The organism is Streptomyces sp. RK9, from assembly GCF_045070545.1.
GTDB classification, from domain to species: Bacteria; Actinomycetota; Actinomycetes; order Streptomycetales; family Streptomycetaceae; genus Streptomyces; species Streptomyces alboflavus.
This window is the reverse complement of sequence record NZ_CP173704.1, coordinates 2,165,968-2,182,108: the sequence shown is the minus strand read 5'-3', so window position 1 is coordinate 2,182,108 and position 16,141 is coordinate 2,165,968. Positions and strand designations below refer to the sequence as shown.

General features: G+C 71.9%; 14 protein-coding genes. 3 read left to right on the top strand and 11 right to left on the bottom strand.

Annotated elements, in window-relative coordinates; genetic code table 11:
- Positions 1–72: 72 nt before the first annotated feature.
- Complete coding sequence (locus AB6L24_RS30030; RefSeq protein ID WP_405660417.1) at positions 73–1,257, bottom strand: adenosine deaminase; 1,185 nt, start codon at positions 1,255–1,257, stop codon at positions 73–75.
- Between the two features lie 103 nt (positions 1,258–1,360).
- Between AB6L24_RS30030 and AB6L24_RS30025 the strand changes: the two genes are divergently transcribed.
- The gene (locus tag AB6L24_RS30025; protein ID WP_405660415.1) at positions 1,361–2,122 is read left to right on the top strand and encodes an alpha/beta hydrolase; all 762 of its coding nucleotides are present in this window, start codon (positions 1,361–1,363) and stop codon (positions 2,120–2,122) included.
- Between the two features lie 61 nt (positions 2,123–2,183).
- Here the strand turns inward: AB6L24_RS30025 and AB6L24_RS30020 are convergent, their stop codons facing one another.
- Complete coding sequence (locus AB6L24_RS30020; protein ID WP_405660413.1) at positions 2,184–4,094, bottom strand: asparagine synthase-related protein; 1,911 nt, start codon at positions 4,092–4,094, stop codon at positions 2,184–2,186.
- Between the two features lie 34 nt (positions 4,095–4,128).
- Entirely contained in the window at positions 4,129–4,266 is a 138-nt protein-coding gene (locus AB6L24_RS30015) for a lasso RiPP family leader peptide-containing protein (protein WP_405660411.1), read from the bottom strand.
- A gap of 268 nt (positions 4,267–4,534) precedes the next feature.
- On the opposite strand from AB6L24_RS30015, the gene AB6L24_RS30010 reads away from it, so the two are divergent.
- Positions 4,535–4,867 carry an STAS domain-containing protein gene (locus AB6L24_RS30010; RefSeq protein ID WP_405660409.1) on the top strand — a complete coding sequence of 111 codons (333 nt, stop codon included), beginning with the start codon at positions 4,535–4,537 and terminating at the stop codon, positions 4,865–4,867.
- On the opposite strand, the gene AB6L24_RS30005 is transcribed toward AB6L24_RS30010, so the two are convergent.
- Positions 4,778–5,755 (bottom strand): sigma-70 family RNA polymerase sigma factor, encoded by a 978-nt coding sequence (locus tag AB6L24_RS30005; protein ID WP_405660407.1) that lies wholly within the window; start codon positions 5,753–5,755, stop codon positions 4,778–4,780. The genes AB6L24_RS30010 and AB6L24_RS30005 overlap by 90 nt on opposite strands.
- Positions 5,756–5,946: 191 nt before the next feature.
- Positions 5,947–7,254, bottom strand: coding sequence for an MFS transporter (locus tag AB6L24_RS30000; RefSeq protein ID WP_380844640.1), 1,308 nt, complete (start codon positions 7,252–7,254; stop codon positions 5,947–5,949).
- A gap of 62 nt (positions 7,255–7,316) precedes the next feature.
- On the opposite strand from AB6L24_RS30000, the gene AB6L24_RS29995 reads away from it, so the two are divergent.
- A complete protein-coding gene (locus AB6L24_RS29995; protein WP_405660405.1) occupies positions 7,317–8,297 on the top strand; it encodes a LysR family transcriptional regulator in 981 nt (326 codons plus the stop codon).
- A 500-nt stretch (positions 8,298–8,797) separates the two neighbouring features.
- On the opposite strand, the gene AB6L24_RS29990 is transcribed toward AB6L24_RS29995, so the two are convergent.
- From AB6L24_RS29990 to AB6L24_RS29965, 6 genes are all read right to left on the bottom strand, one after another.
- Positions 8,798–10,075 (bottom strand): thymidine phosphorylase, encoded by a 1,278-nt coding sequence (locus tag AB6L24_RS29990; RefSeq protein ID WP_405660403.1) that lies wholly within the window; start codon positions 10,073–10,075, stop codon positions 8,798–8,800.
- Between the two features lie 126 nt (positions 10,076–10,201).
- Entirely contained in the window at positions 10,202–10,543 is a 342-nt protein-coding gene (locus AB6L24_RS29985; protein ID WP_380845074.1) for a cytidine deaminase, read from the bottom strand.
- Positions 10,544–10,625: 82 nt separating this feature from the next.
- On the bottom strand, positions 10,626–11,888 hold the full coding sequence (locus AB6L24_RS29980; RefSeq protein WP_030363480.1) for an ABC transporter permease: 1,263 nt from the start codon (positions 11,886–11,888) through the stop codon (positions 10,626–10,628).
- Complete coding sequence (locus tag AB6L24_RS29975; RefSeq protein ID WP_405660400.1) at positions 11,885–13,048, bottom strand: ABC transporter permease; 1,164 nt, start codon at positions 13,046–13,048, stop codon at positions 11,885–11,887. The genes AB6L24_RS29980 and AB6L24_RS29975 overlap by 4 nt, the downstream gene beginning before the upstream one ends.
- Positions 13,045–14,694 (bottom strand): ABC transporter ATP-binding protein, encoded by a 1,650-nt coding sequence (locus tag AB6L24_RS29970; RefSeq protein ID WP_405663430.1) that lies wholly within the window; start codon positions 14,692–14,694, stop codon positions 13,045–13,047. Before AB6L24_RS29970 ends, AB6L24_RS29975 begins: the two co-directional genes overlap by 4 nt.
- Before the next feature lie 247 nt (positions 14,695–14,941).
- Entirely contained in the window at positions 14,942–15,994 is a 1,053-nt protein-coding gene (locus AB6L24_RS29965) for a BMP family protein (protein ID WP_030363483.1), read from the bottom strand.
- Positions 15,995–16,141 lie beyond the last annotated feature (147 nt).

Sequence of the window (16,141 nt, the reverse complement as noted above, 5' to 3'; positions counted from 1 at the left end):
TACAGCCCGCAAACAGTCGAAAGCGGCCGGGAGTTACTGCCCCCGGCCGCCGTGTTGACGTACAAAATCCGCTTAGCTGTCGGCGGACCCGCTGGTCGAGACCGTCTGGCGGAAGAGCCACTCGGACTTCAGCTCGGCGTAGCCGGGCTTGATGACGTCATTGATCATGGCGAGGCGTTCGTCGAAAGGAATGAACGCCGACTTCATCGCATTGACGGTGAACCACTGCATGTCGTCGAGCGTGTAGCCGAAGGTGCCGACCAGGTGCTCGAACTCGCGGCTCATGCTGGTGCCGGACATCAGGCGGTTGTCCGTGTTGACGGTCGCCCGGAAGTGCAGCTTGCGGAGCAGGCCGATGGGGTGCTCCGCGTACGAGGTCGCGGCGCCCGTCTGGAGGTTCGAGCTGGGGCACAGCTCCAGCGGGATCCGCTTGTCGCGGACGTAGGAGGCGAGGCGGCCGAGCTGGACCGTGCCGTCGTCGGCGACCTTGATGTCGTCGATGATGCGCACGCCGTGGCCGAGGCGGTCGGCGCCGCACCACTGGAGCGCCTGCCAGATGGAGGGCAGGCCGAAGGCCTCGCCGGCGTGGATGGTGAAGTGGTTGTTCTCGCGCTTCAGGTACTCGAAGGCGTCGAGGTGGCGGGTGGGAGGGAAGCCCGCCTCGGCGCCCGCGATGTCGAAGCCGACGACTCCGAGGTCGCGGTAGCGGTTGGCGAGCTCGGCGATCTCCAGGGCGCGGGCGGCGTGCCGCATGGCGGTGAGGAGCGCGCCGACGCGGATGCGGTGGCCGTTCGCCTTGGCGCGGCGCTCGCCCTCGCGGAAGCCCTCGTTCACGGCCTCGACGACCTCTTCGAGGGTCAGGCCCGCTTCCAGGTGCTGCTCGGGGGCGTAGCGGATCTCGGCGTAGACGACGCCGTCCTCGGCCAGGTCCTCGGCGCACTCGGCGGCGACGCGCTTGAGCGCCTCCTTGGTCTGCATGACGGCGCAGGTGTGCGCGAACGTCTCCAAGTACCGCTCCAGGGAGCCGGAGTCGGCCGCCTCGCGGAACCAGACGCCGAGCTTGTCGGGGTCGGTCTCGGGCAGGCCCTCGTATCCGCATTCCCGGGCCAGCTCGACGATCGTGCCGGGGCGCAGGCCGCCGTCGAGGTGGTCGTGGAGGAGGACCTTCGGGGCGCGGCGGATCTGCTCCGGGTCGGGGGTGCCGGGGTGGCCCGCGCGGTCGCTCGCTGCGCTGATCTTGCTGGTCTGGCTCGTCATTTCCGCACTCTAACTCCTACGCGCGTAGAACTCACCGGGTCGATATGTAACAGTGACCCTGCGGACAGGTGGCATACACCATGACTTCTGACACTGTTCTGCCATGGCACAGCAAGCGACGTCCCGTCCCGTGCGCACGGCCAGGCTCGGGCGTGTGGTCGGCACGCGCCCCTCGACGGTGGGCGCGGTGGCACTGCTTCTTCCCGGTGGCCACGAGACGTCCGCCCGCAAGCCGTTCCCCTTCGCCGCCGCGGCGATACGTTCCCTCGGGCGGCACCTCGCCCGGGCCGGGCGGGCCGACGGGCTCGCCGTGCACGTCGTGCACTATCGGGTCGGCGGCTGGAACGGGGCGGAGGCGCAGCTCGCGCGGGACGCCGAGTGGGCCGCCGACGAGGTCGTGCGGCGCTACGGCGATGTGCCCGTGTGTCTCGTCGGTGTCGACATGGGCGGGCGGGCCGCGCTGCGGGCCGCCGCGCACACCGCCGTCAACTCCGTTCTGGCGCTGGCCCCTTGGCTGCCCGAGGACGATGTGGCCGCGCCGCCAGAGCCGGTGAAGCAGCTGGCCGGGCGGCAGGTGATGATCGTGCACGGCACGAATGACGAGCGGACCGATCCCGAGTTGTCGTTCCGGCTCGCCGAGCGGGCGAAGAAGGCGAACCGGGATGTGTGTCGGTTCGAGGTGCACTCGGACGGGCACCGGCTGAGTCAGCATCACGCCGAGGTGCAGGCGCTGGCCGCGAACTTCGTGCAGGGGGCGTTGTTCGGGCATCGGTACGCGCGGCCGGTCGAGGACGCGTTGGCCGCGCCGCCGCCGCTGGGGTTACGGATGCCGTTGGCCTCCGGCTTCGGTAAGACGCTGCGCTGAGCCAGGTTCCGGGTGCGGGTGGGACTCCGCGCCTTCGAGGGTCAGTCGGGACCTTCGAGGATCAGTCGGCGCCTTCGGGGATCGTCTCGGGCGCCGGGCCCGGCCTACCCGCGCGCTTGGTGGCCGCGCGGAACCAGATCTCCGTGCCCAGGCTGGAGCTGAGGGAGCGCAGGCCCTCCGGGATGGGGTGAACGCCCAGGAGGGACGCGCGGACGGCCGCGTCGTCGATCAGTCCGGCGCGGGCGAGCCACGAGTCGTCGAACAACTCGACCAGGGCGGCGCGGTTGTGGCGCAGGGCCGCGTGGAAGTCGGTGCTGTACTCGCCCTTGGTGTGGCGGCGCAGGACGTCGTCGGGCACGGTGCCGCGCACCGCCTCGGCGAGCACCGGCTTGTACCGGCCGGGGGTGCTGCGCTCGGCCACGCGGATGGCGAGGGCCGCCTCGATCACCTGGTCGTCGAGGAAGGGCGCGGCCTGCCCGAGGCCGCGGGCTGAGGTGACCTGGTCCAGTTGGCGCAGGCCGCGCCCGCCGGTGCGGACGCACGCGAGCGCCGTGTGCTGGCCGCGCTGGGGCGCGAGGGGTTCGGCGGTCTCCGCGGTCTCGGCCGCCTCCAGGAGCAGGCCGCGGACGGCCCGGACCGCGTCGGGGGTGGCCCAGGGCGGCATGCGCAGGTCCACGCCCCACGCCGTGGAGGGCGCGCCGCGCACCAGGGCGGCCGACGAGGGCTCGGCGACGCCCAGGCCCTCGGCCCACGCGGTCAGCCACTGGCCGAACGTCCTGCGGTCGGCGAGCTGGCGCAGGAGCGGTCCGAGCGGCCAGTGCTGGGAGGCGCGCTGGGTGCGGATGCGGCCGTACGCGGCCAGCGGATGGCTGCGTACGTAGTCGTGCAGGTGGGGCGGGAACGTGCTGAACAGCTCGTCCCCGCCGCCGCCCATCAGGTGCAGCCGGGAGCCGCGGCCGGTCATGAGGCGGCAGAGTTCCGCCATCCTGGCGCCGTCGCGCACCCACGGTCCCGGCTCGTCGGTGGGGACGGCGTCGCCGGTGAGGGCCGCCAAGTCGCTGTACCAGAGGGGCCATCGGTCGGGGTCGGGCGTGACGTGCTCGCTGTCGGGCAGGTGGGCGGCGGCGCGCGCGGCCCAGGTCGCGTCGTCGTTCTCCGGGTCGACGCTCCGCCAGCGCAGGGTCACCAGCCTCGCCCCGGGCGGACGCGTCCGCTCCTGCTCGCGGGCGGCCAGGAAGCACAGGCTGGTGGAGTCCAGGCCGCCCGAGAGGTCCGCGCTGACGGTGCCCCCGCCGTCCGTGCAGGCGGCCACGGCGGCACGCAACGCGGCGCGCACCTCGGGCAGTCCGTCCTGCCAGGCGCGGTGCGGCTCCGGCGGGGTCCACCAACGCCCGGTGCGGGCCCGCCCGTCCGCGTCGATCAGCAGGCTGTCGCAGGACCGTACGGCCTCGACGCCCCGCCAGACGCAGCGGTCGTCCAGCGGGTACGGCAGCGGCGACGCGAGCAGGTGGGCCGCCAGGATCCGCTCGTCGGGAGCCGCCCCGATCGCGGCGGCGAGCCGGTCCGACCGGTCGGCGGCGACCCGGGCCCCGGCCACTCGCGCGTGGAAGAGCCGCCGCACCCCGGACGCGCTCCCCCGCGCCCGGACCGCGCCGTCGACGGCGGCGACGAGGTGGAAGCTGCCGGTCAGGCCGTGGGCGATGGCCTCGACGTCCTCGACGGCGGCGACGCCCCGCAGCCGTCCCGCCCGCGCGGACAGCTCGTCGGCGGTGACCGGGCAGCGCCCGATCACCGCGACGCGCCGCGCCCCCGCCGATCCCACCGTCACGTGTCCGTCCGGCCAACTGCCGAGCAGCCAGGGCCGGCCGGAGGGGTGTGCGACGGTGTCGGTGGCGCGCGGGCGCAGGACGCGCGCCGCGGCCGCGCCGGATTCACCGTCCGGAAGGATCGTGAACCACACGTCACCGCTCATGGCACGTCACCCGTCATGTGCTGTCGGTCCGCGGTCAGTTGGGGCCGAGATACCACTCGTAGGGCGGCATGCCGCCCTCGTGGAACGCGCCCAGGGCCTCGCCGCGGATCAGTTCGGCGAAGTCGCCGACTTCCACCATGGCCGGGGGTTCGTACAGGTCGTCCTGCTGCATGAGGGGCCATCCCTCTCGTCCGCGGACGGCGTGGAACCCCACGCCGATGCGGACCGTGCCCATGGCCCTGTCGCGCTACGCCCCGGGGACGGCCGTCCCACCTGATCCGGTGAAGTGGAGGGGATTTCGCCCCTCCGAGGAGGCACGGGGGAGGTGCCGTGTGCGCCGTGCGCGCCCGGGGTCGGGGCACCACCGATGAGTTCCGGGGGCGCGGGCGGTCCCCCCTGACGTGGCAGTCTCTCAAGCACATTCGCCGAACCTGCTGGTCATGAGCGGGCCCGTCCGCCAGGACGACATACCGCGGCTCGTCGCCGACCTGCACTCCGTCCTGCTCGCGTCCGGCACCGCCGAGGTGGTCTGCGACGTCGGCGGGGTGACCACCGCCGACCTCGTGACCGTGGAGGCGGTGGCGCGGCTCAGACTCGCCGCCCGCAGGGCGGGCGTGGGGCTGCTGCTGCGGGGCCCCACCCCGGCCCTGTGGGCGCTGCTCCGGCTGGTCGGTCTCGCGGAGCTATGCGTCGAGGTGGAGGGGGACCCCGAAGAGCGGGAACCACCGCTGGGTGTCGAGGAAGCAGTGGAATCCGGCGACGCGACCCGCTGAGATCTCGATGACCTGGATCGCCCAGGGCATGTACCCGCCCTGGTCGGGGTCGGGCTTGTACTGCGCGAAGCCGGGGGTGCCGTTGACCGCGACGGGCAGCAGCCGGGAGCCCTCGCACTGGGCGCCCATGGTCGACATGAAGCCCGTGATGTCCTGCGGGCCGCGCAGCCACAGGTCGAACGGGGGCATCGTCATGATCGCGTCTTCGTGCAGCAGGGCCGTGAGCGCCGCCATGTCATAGCCCTCGAAGGCGGTGACGTAGCGGTCGAGGAGCTTCTGCTGCTCGTCGTCCAGCGGGTCGGACGTCGCCGTGTCGTCGGCCGGGCGCTCGGCGAGGGTGGCGCGGGCGCGCTGGAGGGCGCTGTTGACGGACGCGACCGTCGTGCCGAGGAGCTCGGCGACCTCGCTGGCCTTCCACGCCAGGACCTCGCGCAGGATCAGCACCGCCCGCTGCTTGGCGGGCAGTTGCTGCAGGGCGGCGATGAAGGCGAGGCGCACCGACTCCTTGGCGACGGCGGCCTCGGCGGGGTCGCCGATGGTGGGCAGGACCCGGCCGTCCGGTATCGGCTCCAGCCAGACGTTGTCCGCGCGGGGGGTCAGGGCCGCCTGGGCGAGGGGCGTGGAGGCGGTGAGGTCCATGGGGCGGGCGCGGCGGTTGCCCGCGTTCAGCATGTCCAGGCAGACGTTCGTCGCGATGCGGTACAGCCAGGAGCGGAGGCTGGAGCGGCCCTCGAACTTGTCGAAGCTGCGCCAGGCGCGGACCATCGTGTCCTGCACGGCGTCCTCGGCCTCGAAGGCCGAGCCCAGCATGCGATAGCAGTACCCCGTCAGCTCGGTGCGGTGCTTCTCCAGGCCCGCGTCCAGCTCCACCGTCGCGCTGTCACTCATCCCAACCCACCCCTGTGCCTCTGCGTGCCCGTGTGTGTGCCTGTGTGTCCGTGTGCGCCTGTCCGCCCGTGTCGTTTTGCGGCCACGGAAGTCCCAGCACCTCGGAAGCTACCGCAGCCCACTGACAATGGCCTGCGGAGCGGCGAAAACGGCAGTTCACAGAGGTTGTTTGCGGTAAGGAGCGGGAGGCGTCAGGCGGTGCGGGCCGCCGTCACCCGCTCCACGCGCGCCACCCGGCTCCCGTACAGCGTGATCGACACGACGCCGAGGACGGCGAGGATGCCGAGGCCGACCGTGCCGCCCCAGCCGCCCGCGTGGAAGGCCATCGCGCCGAGGGTGCCGCCGAGGCTGGAGCCCACGTAGTACGCGGACTGGTAGAGGGCGGAGGCCTGGGCGCGGCCCGTGGTGGCCGTGCGGCTCACCGACGAGGACGCGACCGCGTGGCCCGCGAAGAAGCCGGCCGTGATCAGGACCAGGCCGAGCAGGACGAGGACCAGCGAGGTGGACAGGGACAGGAGCAGGCCGCCCGCGGTGGTGCTCACGGCCAGGTACAGGGCGCCGCGCCTGCCGAGCCGCGTCACCAGCTTCCCGGCCGCCGCCGACGACGCCGTACCGACGAGGTAGACGAGGAAGATCGAGCCGATGACGCCCTGCGGGAGCGAGAACGGGCCCTCGGTGAGGCGGTAGCCGATCACCGTGTAGACGGCGCCGAAGACGGTCATGAACAGCGCGCCGATCGCGTACAGGCGGCACAGGAGCGGGTTCGACAGGTGCGAACGGACCGTGCGGGCCAGCGACTTGGGGCTGAGCGTGCCCGGCGTGAAGTGGCGCGGGGCGGGCAGCAGGGCGCGGAAGGCGAGCGCGCCCGCCACCGCGAGCAGGCCGACCACGGCGAGCGCCCAGCGCCAGCCCCAGGCCTGCGCGGCCCAGCCCGTGACGATGCGGCCGCTCATGCCGCCGATGGAGTTGCCCGCGACGAACATGCCGATCGCGGCGACCAGCGCCTTGGGGCGGACCTCCTCCGCGAGGTAGGCCATCGCGGACGCCGGGAGTCCGGCGAGCGCGGCGCCCTGCACGGCGCGCAGCGCGATCAGGACGCCGATGTTCGGCGCGAACGGGACCAGCAGGCCCACGGCGACGGCCACCGTCAGCGAGACCGTCATCAGCGTGCGCCGCCCGAACCGCTCCGACAGGGCGCTCAGCGGAAGCACGAACAGGGCGAGCGCGCCGGTCGCCGCCGACACCGTCCAGCTCGCCGTGGACGCGCTCACGCCGAGGTCGGCGGAGATCAGCGGGAGCAGGGCCTGGGTGGAGTACAGGAGCGCGAAGGTGGCGACGCCCGCCAGGAAGAGGGCGAAGCTCATGCGGCGAAAGCCGGGGCCTCCCGGTGCCATGCGCGTGTCGTGCGGGGTGGTGGATGCGGGGGACTTGGAGTCGGGGGACGACGGGGTGAGGGCGACCGCGTGGGTGGCGGACGCCCCGCTACTGGCAGGAGGCATGCCACGAACGTACGACCACGATTCTCATGCGTCCAATGCATGGAATCGCCATAATCGTTCCCATGCAGCATCAGCAGAGGTCAGGCGCTCGCCTGTCGCAGAACAGTGACACAGAGGACACAGCTCACATCGTGCGGCTGCTCGCTCCGCGGCTCGCGTACTTCGCCGGGGTCGCCCGGACCGAGCACGTCACGCGGGCCGCGCGGGAGCTGGGGGTGCCGCAGTCCACGTTGTCGCGCGCGCTGGTGCGGCTCGAACAGGACCTGGGCGTCGACCTGTTCGCCCGGCACGGTCGTACGGTGTCGCTGACGCCCGCCGGGCGGACCTTCCTCGCCTCCGCCGAGCGGGCCCTCGCGGAGGTGGGGCGGGCCGCGGAGTCCGTGCGGGCCGACGCGGATCCGGCCGGCGGGAAGGTGGCGTTCGGGTTCCTGCACACCATGGGGTCCGAGACCGTGCCCGGGCTCATCCGGGCCTTTCGCGCGGATCATCCTCGGGTGCGGTTCAGTCTCGTGCAGAACTATGGCGAGGCCATGCTGGAGCGGCTGCGGGCCGGGGAGCTCGACCTCTGTCTCACCTCCCCCGTCCCCGACGCTCCCGGGCTCGTGGCCCGGCGCCTCGACGAGCAGCGGCTGCGGCTCGTCGTCCCCGACGACCACCGGCTCGCCTCGCGCAAGCGCGTCCGGCTCTCCGAGGCCGCCGACGAGGCCTTCGTGACCCTCGAACCCGGGTACGGCCTGCGGCGCATCACCGACGATCTGTGCGCCGATGCCGGGTTCCGGCCTCGGATCGCCTTCGAGGGCGAGGAAGCGGAGACCCTACGCGGGTTGGTCGCCGCCGGACTCGGCGTGGCCCTCCTCCCGCCCCCCGCCGTGGCCCGGCCCGGCGTCGTCGAACTCACCGTCACCGGGCAGCGGGCCGTCCGCGAGATCGGGGTGGCCTGGTTGGAGGGCCACCCCGACACGGCGCCGGTGGCCGCCTTCAAGAAGTTCCTGCTGAGCAGGAGGGGGAAGCTGCTCCCGGAACAAGCGGGCGTCTCGCCTTGAGGGACGTGGGCGGGCGCTCGCCTTGGTGGGACTCCCGTGCGGCTGGGAGTGGTCCGCCCCGATCGGCGCTCCGCGCCTCGTCCTCAATCGCCGGACGGGCTTTCCCCACCCACCCACCCTTATCCGCCCTCCGGGCGGGGGGGTGGGCGGGGCGTTGCCCTCCCGGCGGGGGTGGGCGGGCCGTTGCCCACCCGGCGGGGGTGGGCGGGCCGTTGCCCACCCGGCGGGGGTGGGCGGGCCGTTGCCCACCCGGCGGGGGTGGGCGGGCCGTTGCCCACCCGGCGGGGGTGGGCGGGCCGTTGCCCACCCGGCGCAGGCGAGTGGGGCGTTGCCCCCACCCGCCCTCCGCCCGAGAGGAGCACCCCGCCCCTCCCCCGCCCGAAGGGCGGAAAAGGGGCGGGTGGGTGGGGAGACAGCCCGTCCGGCGATTGAGGACGAGGCCGTTCAGGCCGATGGGGGGCCGGGGGCGGAGCCCCCTGGGGTGGTGGCGGCGCCTGGGGTCAGCTGATGCGGTCCAGGATCGTGGGGCGGGGGGAGAAGTCCGTTCCCGTCGGGGACACGTCGTACGTGGAGTTCAGGGCCTCCAGGGCGTACTCGAAGCGCTCGGGGGTGTCCGTGTGGAGGGTGAGGAGGGGCTGGCCCGCCACGACGGAGTCGCCCGGCTTGGCGTGCAGGACGACGCCCGCGCCCGCCTGGACGGGGTCCTCCTTGCGGGCCCGCCCGGCGCCGAGACGCCATGCGGCGACGCCGATGTCGTACGCGTCGAGGCGGGTGAGCACACCGGAAGAGGGCGCCGTGACGGTGTGCGTCTCGCGGGCCTCGGGGAGCTCCGCGTCCGGGTCGCCGCCCTGGGCGGAGATCATCCGGCGCCAGACGTCCATCGCGGAGCCGTCGGCGAGCGCCTTCGCGGGGTCCGCGTCCGGCAGCCCCGCCGCGTCGAGCATCTCGCGGGCCAGGGCGAGGGTGAGGTCGACGACGTCGGCGGGCCCACCGCCCGCCAGGACCTCGACGGACTCGCGGACTTCGAGGGCGTTGCCCGCGGTCAGGCCGAGGGGCGTCGACATGTCGGTGAGGAGGGCGACCGTGCGGACGCCGTGGTCGGTGCCGAGGCCGACCATCGTGGAGGCCAGTTCGCGGGCGTCGTCCAGGGTCTTCATGAAGGCGCCGGAGCCCACCTTCACGTCCAGGACCAGCGAACCCGTACCCTCGGCGATCTTCTTGGACATGATGGAGGAGGCGATGAGCGGGATCGCCTCGACGGTGCCGGTCACGTCGCGGAGGGCGTACAGCTTCTTGTCGGCGGGGGCCAGACCGTCGCCCGCCGCGCAGATGACGGAGCCCGCGCCGTTCAGGACGTCCAGCATCTCCTCGTTGGAGAGCAGCGCCCGCCAGCCGGGGATCGACTCCAGCTTGTCGAGGGTGCCGCCGGTGTGGCCGAGCCCGCGCCCGGACAGCTGCGGCACGGCCGCGCCGCAGGCCGCGACCAGCGGCGCGAGCGGCAGCGTGATCTTGTCGCCCACGCCGCCCGTGGAGTGCTTGTCGGCGGTGGGGCGGGACAGCGAGGAGAAGTCCATGCGCTCGCCGGAGGCGATCATCGCCGCCGTCCAGCGGGCGATCTCACGGCGGTTCATGCCGTTCAGGAGGATCGCCATGGCCAGGGCCGACATCTGCTCGTCGGCGACGGCGCCGTGCGTGTACGCGTCGATGACCCAGTCGATCTGCTCGTCGCTCAGTTCGCCCCGGTCCCGCTTCGTACGGATGACGGAGATTACGTCCATGGCGGCAATTCCCTTCCGGCGGTGCCGGTCGTCAGTGACCGACGTGCGTCCGCACGACTCTACGCGCATAGAGCAAGGAAGCGGCAGGGCCCCCGCCAACTCGGCGGGGGCCCTGTCAGGTTGGGCTCAGTTCAGGTGCTCGGGCCCGAACGCGTCCGGCAGCATCTCACCGAGCGACCGCACCCCGGCCGACGTCTCAAGCAGCAGCCCAGGACCGCCGAACTCGTACAGGAGCTGACGGCACCGGCCGCACGGCATCAGGATGTCGCCCTTGCCGTCCACGCAGGTGAAGTGCGTGAGGCGGCCGCCGCCGGTCAGCTGGAGCTGCGAGATCAGGCCGCACTCGGCGCACAGGCCGAGGCCGTACGAGGCGTTCTCGACGTTGCAGCCGGTGACGGTGCGGCCGTCGTCGGCGCGGGCCGCGGCGCCGACCGGGAAGCCCGAGTAGGGCGCGTACGCGCGGGACATGGCCGCGCGCGCGGCATCCCGCAGGTCGTCCCAGTCGACGTCCGCGGCGGCGGTCACCGTCCCCGCCCCTCGGCAGAGTGCGTCATTTCCCTTGTCCCTTCCGGTACGGCATCCCGTCCGCCTTCGGCATCCGCAGGCGCTGGGCGGAGAGCGAGAGCACCAGCAGCGTGACGACGTACGGCGTGGCGGTGACGACCTGGTTCGGCACCTCGTCGGTGAGGCCGTACCAGAGGAACATCAGCGCCGACGCCGCCGCGGTGATCACCGCGGGGACGTAGCGCTTGCGCCAGATCAGGTAGGCCGCGCCGATGAGGAGAAGGATGGCGATCAGGAGCAGCAGGGCGTGGACATTCGTGCCGCCGCCCCGCAGCTTCAGGCTGTCGGTGTAACCGAACAGGCCGGCGCCGAGCGCGAGTCCGCCTGGCATCCAGTTGCCGAAGATCATGGCGGCGAGGCCGATGTAGCCGCGCTGCCCGGTCTGGCCCTCCAGGTAGATGTTGGAGGCGACCAGGGACAGGAACGCGCCGCCGAGGCCCGCGAGGCCGCCGGAGATGATGACGGCCAGGTACTTGTACTTGTAGACGTTGACGCCGAGGGACTCCGCCGCGATCGGGTTCTCGCCGCAGGAGCGCAGGCGCAGGCCGAACGCCGTGCGCCAGAGGATGAACCAGCTGAGCGGCACCATCGCGACGGCGATGAGGGTCAGCGGCGACACGTCGGTGAGCAGACCGCCGAGCAGGCCCGCGATGTCGGACACCAGGAACCAGTGCTTCTGGTTGAGGTCGTGCAGCCAGTCCGAGAGCCCCGGCACGGAGAACTTGCCGAGGGACTCGACGCCGGGCGACTGCTTCGACGTACCGCCCTCCTCGCCCTCGAAGGCGAAGGTGGAGAGGTAGCGCGTGGTGCCGAGGGCGAGGATGTTCAGGGCCACACCGGAGACGATGTGGTTGACGTTGAAGGTGACCGTGACGATGGCGTGCAGCAGGCCGCCGAGCGCCCCGCCGAGCACGCCGAAGACGATGCCGACCCACGGCCCCCACTGGTAGCCCGCCCAGGCGCCGAACCAGGTGCCGAGGATCAGCATGCCCTCGAGGCCGATGTTGACGACGCCCGCGCGCTCGGCCCACAGACCGCCGAGGCCCGCGAGGCCGATCGGCACCGCCAGGCGCAGGGCGCCGGACATCTGGCCGGTGGAGGTGATGCCGTGGGCGTCGGTGATGAGCCGGACCACGGAGGTCAGGACCAGGACGCCCGCGATGATCAGGAGCAGGACGGGGAGCGAGATCCGGCGGCGGCCCGGCTGGGGAGCGGCGGGCGCGGCCTTGGTGACGGTTGCCGTGCTCATCGGGCAGCCACCTCCTTCACGGTGTCGTTGTTGCCGTTGTTGCCGTTGTTGCCGTTGTCGGCACCGGCGGCACGGGCCGCGGCGGCCAGTTCCTCACCGACGCGCTGCTGCTGGCGGCGCAGGCCCCAGCGGCGTACCGCCTCGTAGGAGACGACGACCGCGATCACGATGAGGCCCTGCATGATCACCGCGATCTCCTTGTCGTACGCCACCGGCTGGGCGTAGTCGAGAGCGGGCGACGCCTTGTCGAGGAAGGCGATGAGCAGGGCGGCGAAGGCGATGCCGACCGGGTTGTTGCGGCCGAGCAGGGCGATGGTGATGCCGGTGAAGCCGAGGCCGGTGGGGAAGCTCAGGCTGTAGGTGTGGACGTCGCCGAGGAGGATCGGCATGCCCGCGAGGCCCGCGACCGCGCCCGAGATGATCATGGCGGTGAGCACCATGCGCTTGGCGTTCACACCGGAGGCGGCGGCCGCCGACTGCGAGGCGCCGGTGGCGCGCAGGTCGAAGCCGAAGCGGGTGCGGTTCAGGACCAGCCAGTACAGGACGCCGCCGAGGGCCGCGATGACCACGAAGCCGTAGATCTCGCCGGAGTCGCCCATGGAGATGCCGGGGAACCAGCCGGACTTGTGCATGACGCCGGTGGTCTGGTTGTTGCCCACCGGGACGCCGAAGTTCTCGGTGAGGGTGAGGTAGCCGATGACGCTCGTCGCGATGGCGTTGAGCATGATCGTGGCGACCACCTCGCTGACGCCCCGGGTGGTCTTCAGGATGCCCGCGATGCCCGCCCAGAACGCGCCGGTCAGCATCGCGACCAGGATGAGCAGCGGGATCTGCAGGCCGGACGGCAGCGAGACGTGCGCGCCGACGACGGCCGTGACCATCGCGGCGAGCCGGTACTGGCCGTCCACACCGATGTTGAACAGGTTCATGCGGAAGCCGATGGCCACCGCGAGAGCCGCCAGGTAGTACATCCCGGCCTGGTTGATGATCAGGACCTGGACGTCGGAGAACCCGGCCTGCTCGAACATCAGGCTGTACGGCTCGATCGGGCTCTTGCCCGAGGCGAGCAGCACGACCGACGTCAGGGCGACGGCCGCGATGAGCGCGATGACCGGACCGGCCACCGCGAGGAGCACCCGCTCCTTGTCGAACTTCTTCATCGGGCCTCGTCCTCCGGGGCGGCTTCTTCGGTTGCGTCGGCGGGGGCGTCGGCGGCGGACCCGGCGTCCGCGGCCTCGCCGTCCTCGACGTGCTCCAGGTGTCCGGAGGCCGCGCCCGTCATCGCCGAGCCCAGCTCCTCCGGGGTGACCGTCGCCGGGTCGGCGTCCGCGACGAGCCGGCCCCGGTAGATCACGCGGAGGGTGTCGGACAGGCCGATCAGCTCGTCCAGGTCGGCGGAGATGAGCAGCACCGCGAGGCCCTCGCGGCGCGCCTCGCGGATCTGGTCCCAGATCTGCGCCTGCGCGCCGACGTCCACGCCGCGGGTCGGGTGCGCGGCGATGAGGAAGCGCGGCTTGTGGCTCATCTCGCGGCCGACGATCAGCTTCTGCTGGTTGCCGCCGGACAGGGAGGCCGCGGTGACGTCGATGCCGGGCGTACGGACGTCGTACTCCTCGACGATGCGCCGGGTGTCGGCCTGCGCGCCCTTGGTGTCGAGCCAGAAGCCGCGGCTGTTGGGCTTCTCGGTGACGTGGCCGAGGATGCGGTTCTCCCAGAGCGGGGCGTCCAGGAGCAGGCCGTGGCGGTGGCGGTCCTCGGGGATGTAGCCGACGCCGCCCTCGCGCCGCCTGCGGGTGGCCCAGTCGGTGACGTCCTCGCCGGACATGCGGATGACGCCGGAGTCGGCGTGCTTGAGGCCGATGAGGGCGTCGATGAGCTCGGTCTGGCCGTTGCCCTCCACGCCCGCGAGGCCGAGCACCTCGCCCTCGTGGATGGTGAAGGAGATGTCGTCGAGGAGGGCGCGGCCCGACTCGCCATCGGCGAGCAGCTTCAGGCCCTCGACCTGGATCATCGGCCGGTCGGTGACCGTGGACTCCGCGGTCTCCGGCGTCGGCAGCTCGCTGCCCACCATCAGCTCGGCGAGCTGGCGCGGGGTGGTCTCGGACGGGACGGCCGTGCCGACCGTCGTGCCGCGCCGGATGACGGTGATGTCGTCGGCGACGGAGAGGACCTCGCCGAGCTTGTGCGAGATGAAGATGACGGACAGGCCCTCGGACTTGAGCTCGCGCAGGTTGTCGAAGAGCGCGTCGACCTCCTGCGGCACGAGCACGGCCGTGGGCTCGTCGAGGATCAGCGTGGTGGCGCCGCGGTAGAGGACCTTGAGGATCTCCACGCGCTGGCGGTCGGCGACGCCGAGGTCCTCGACGTAGACGTCGGGGCGCACGCCGAGGCCGTAGCGGTCGGAGATCTCCACGATCTTGCGGCGGGCCCCGGCACCGATGCCGTACAGCTTCTCGCTGCCGAGCACGATGTTCTCCAGGACGGTCAGCTGGTCGGCCAGCATGAAGTGCTGGTGGACCATGCCGATGCCGCGGCTGATGGCGTCCGCGGGGCTGTTGAAGGCGACCTTGTCGCCGTCCACGGCGATGGTGCCCTCGTCCGGCTTCTGCATGCCGTAGAGGATCTTCATCAGCGTCGACTTGCCGGCGCCGTTCTCGCCGACGAGGGCGTGGACGGTGCCCTTGCGGACACTGAGGTGGATGTCGTGGTTGGCCACGACGCCCGGGAACCGCTTGGTGATGCCGACGAGTTCGACGGCACAGGCTGCGGGGCGGTCTGCGGGCGGAGGGCTGGTGGACGCGTCGATGGCGCACTCTCCTGAAGGACTTAAGGAAAGGGGCCGGACCCGCACACGCGGTGTGTGCCCCTGCTTCACGCCTCAGTGGCCACCGGACGACCGCCCGAGCTCACGGCGTACGACGCCGTCCGGCGGTCGTACTCCGTCAACTGGGGTGCCGGGCGCGGTGGTTGAGGCCCTGGCCGCGCGAACGGGGCGCGAGGAGGCCGCCTTCGCCAGTGTCCTCACACCCCGTTCCGCTGCCGTAACGGCACCATTACAGCGCCGTCTTGACCTTGATCTTGCCGCTGGTGATGCCCTGCTCGGCCTTCTTCAGGGCGGCCTGCAGGTCCTTCATCTTGGTGAACTCGGGGTTGGAGTCGGCGAGGCCGACACCGCCCGACTTGAGGTCCGCGCGCACGACGCCGCCCTCGGCGTTGTCATCCTTCACCGACTTCACCAGGTTGTACACCGCTCCGGCGACGTCCTTGGTGGCCGAGGTGAGGATGTACTTCTTGTACTTGTCGAGCGCCTTCTGCTTGTACTGGTCGGAGTCGACGCCGATCGCCCAGACCTTCTTGGCGGCGGCGGCCTCGATGACGCCCTGACCGGAGAGACCGGCGGCGTGGTAGACCACGTCGGCGTCGCCCTCGATCTGACCGCTGGCCGCCTCCTTGCCCTTGTCCGGGCTGGAGAAGCCGCCGTCCTCGGCCTTCTCGGTGAGGAACTGGCGCTTGACCTTGACCGACTTGTCGGTGTCCTGGACGCCCTGGACGAAGCCCGCCTCGAACTTGCGGATCAGCGGGTTGTCGACACCGCCGATGAAGCCGACGGTCTTGGTCTTGGTGGCCTTCGCCGCGGCGACACCGGCCAGGTACGAGGACTGCTCCTCGTTGAAGACCAGGTCGGCGACGTTCTTGGCCTTGATGGTGGCGTCGTCGACGATGCCGAAGGTGACGTCCGGGTTCTTGGCCGCGACCTCCTTGATGGCCGGCGCGTAGGCGTAGCCGACCCCGATGACCGGGTTGTAGCCCTGCTTGGCCAGCTCGGTGAGGCGCTGGACCTTGTCGGCGTCGGACTCGCCGTCCGTGGGCTCGACGGCCTTCTTGCCGACCTTGAGCTCCTTGGAGGCGCGGTCCATGCCCGCGGTGGCGGCGTCGTTGAACGACTGGTCGCCGGCGCCGCCGATGTCGTACGCGATCGCGACACCCTTGCTCTTGCCGTCGTCGGTCTTGGCGGCGTCGCTGGAGGTACCGCCGCAGGCGGTGGCGGAAACGGCGAGAGCGGCGGTCGCGGCAGACGCGAGCGCTATTCGGGACACCCGGCGCATAGAGACGAACTCCTTATGTACAAGGACGTGAGTACGGACGCGGCTTCACGGACCTGGGGACACACGACGAGCCACGTACGTGCAGTGCGCCTCACCCGGCGCTGATTTCGCCGCAGCGTAACGCGCGTAGACCTGACATAAGAACCC

Excerpts from the sequence above, each read along its gene's own strand:
- AB6L24_RS30030 (WP_405660417.1), bottom strand. The coding sequence starts at position 1,257 with ATGACGAGCCAGACCAGCAAGATCAGCGCAGCGAGCGACCGCGCGGGC.
- AB6L24_RS30025 (WP_405660415.1), top strand. The coding sequence starts at position 1,361 with ATGGCACAGCAAGCGACGTCCCGTCCCGTGCGCACGGCCAGGCTCGGG.
- AB6L24_RS30020 (WP_405660413.1), bottom strand. The coding sequence starts at position 4,094 with ATGAGCGGTGACGTGTGGTTCACGATCCTTCCGGACGGTGAATCCGGC.
- AB6L24_RS30015 (WP_405660411.1), bottom strand. The coding sequence starts at position 4,266 with ATGCAGCAGGACGACCTGTACGAACCCCCGGCCATGGTGGAAGTCGGC.
- AB6L24_RS30010 (WP_405660409.1), top strand. The coding sequence starts at position 4,535 with ATGAGCGGGCCCGTCCGCCAGGACGACATACCGCGGCTCGTCGCCGAC.
- AB6L24_RS30005 (WP_405660407.1), bottom strand. The coding sequence starts at position 5,755 with ATGAGTGACAGCGCGACGGTGGAGCTGGACGCGGGCCTGGAGAAGCAC.
- AB6L24_RS30000 (WP_380844640.1), bottom strand. The coding sequence starts at position 7,254 with ATGCCTCCTGCCAGTAGCGGGGCGTCCGCCACCCACGCGGTCGCCCTC.
- AB6L24_RS29995 (WP_405660405.1), top strand. The coding sequence starts at position 7,317 with ATGCAGCATCAGCAGAGGTCAGGCGCTCGCCTGTCGCAGAACAGTGAC.
- AB6L24_RS29990 (WP_405660403.1), bottom strand. The coding sequence starts at position 10,075 with ATGGACGTAATCTCCGTCATCCGTACGAAGCGGGACCGGGGCGAACTG.
- AB6L24_RS29985 (WP_380845074.1), bottom strand. The coding sequence starts at position 10,543 with ATGTCCCGCGCGTACGCGCCCTACTCGGGCTTCCCGGTCGGCGCCGCG.
- AB6L24_RS29980 (WP_030363480.1), bottom strand. The coding sequence starts at position 11,888 with ATGAGCACGGCAACCGTCACCAAGGCCGCGCCCGCCGCTCCCCAGCCG.
- AB6L24_RS29975 (WP_405660400.1), bottom strand. The coding sequence starts at position 13,048 with ATGAAGAAGTTCGACAAGGAGCGGGTGCTCCTCGCGGTGGCCGGTCCG.
- AB6L24_RS29965 (WP_030363483.1), bottom strand. The coding sequence starts at position 15,994 with ATGCGCCGGGTGTCCCGAATAGCGCTCGCGTCTGCCGCGACCGCCGCT.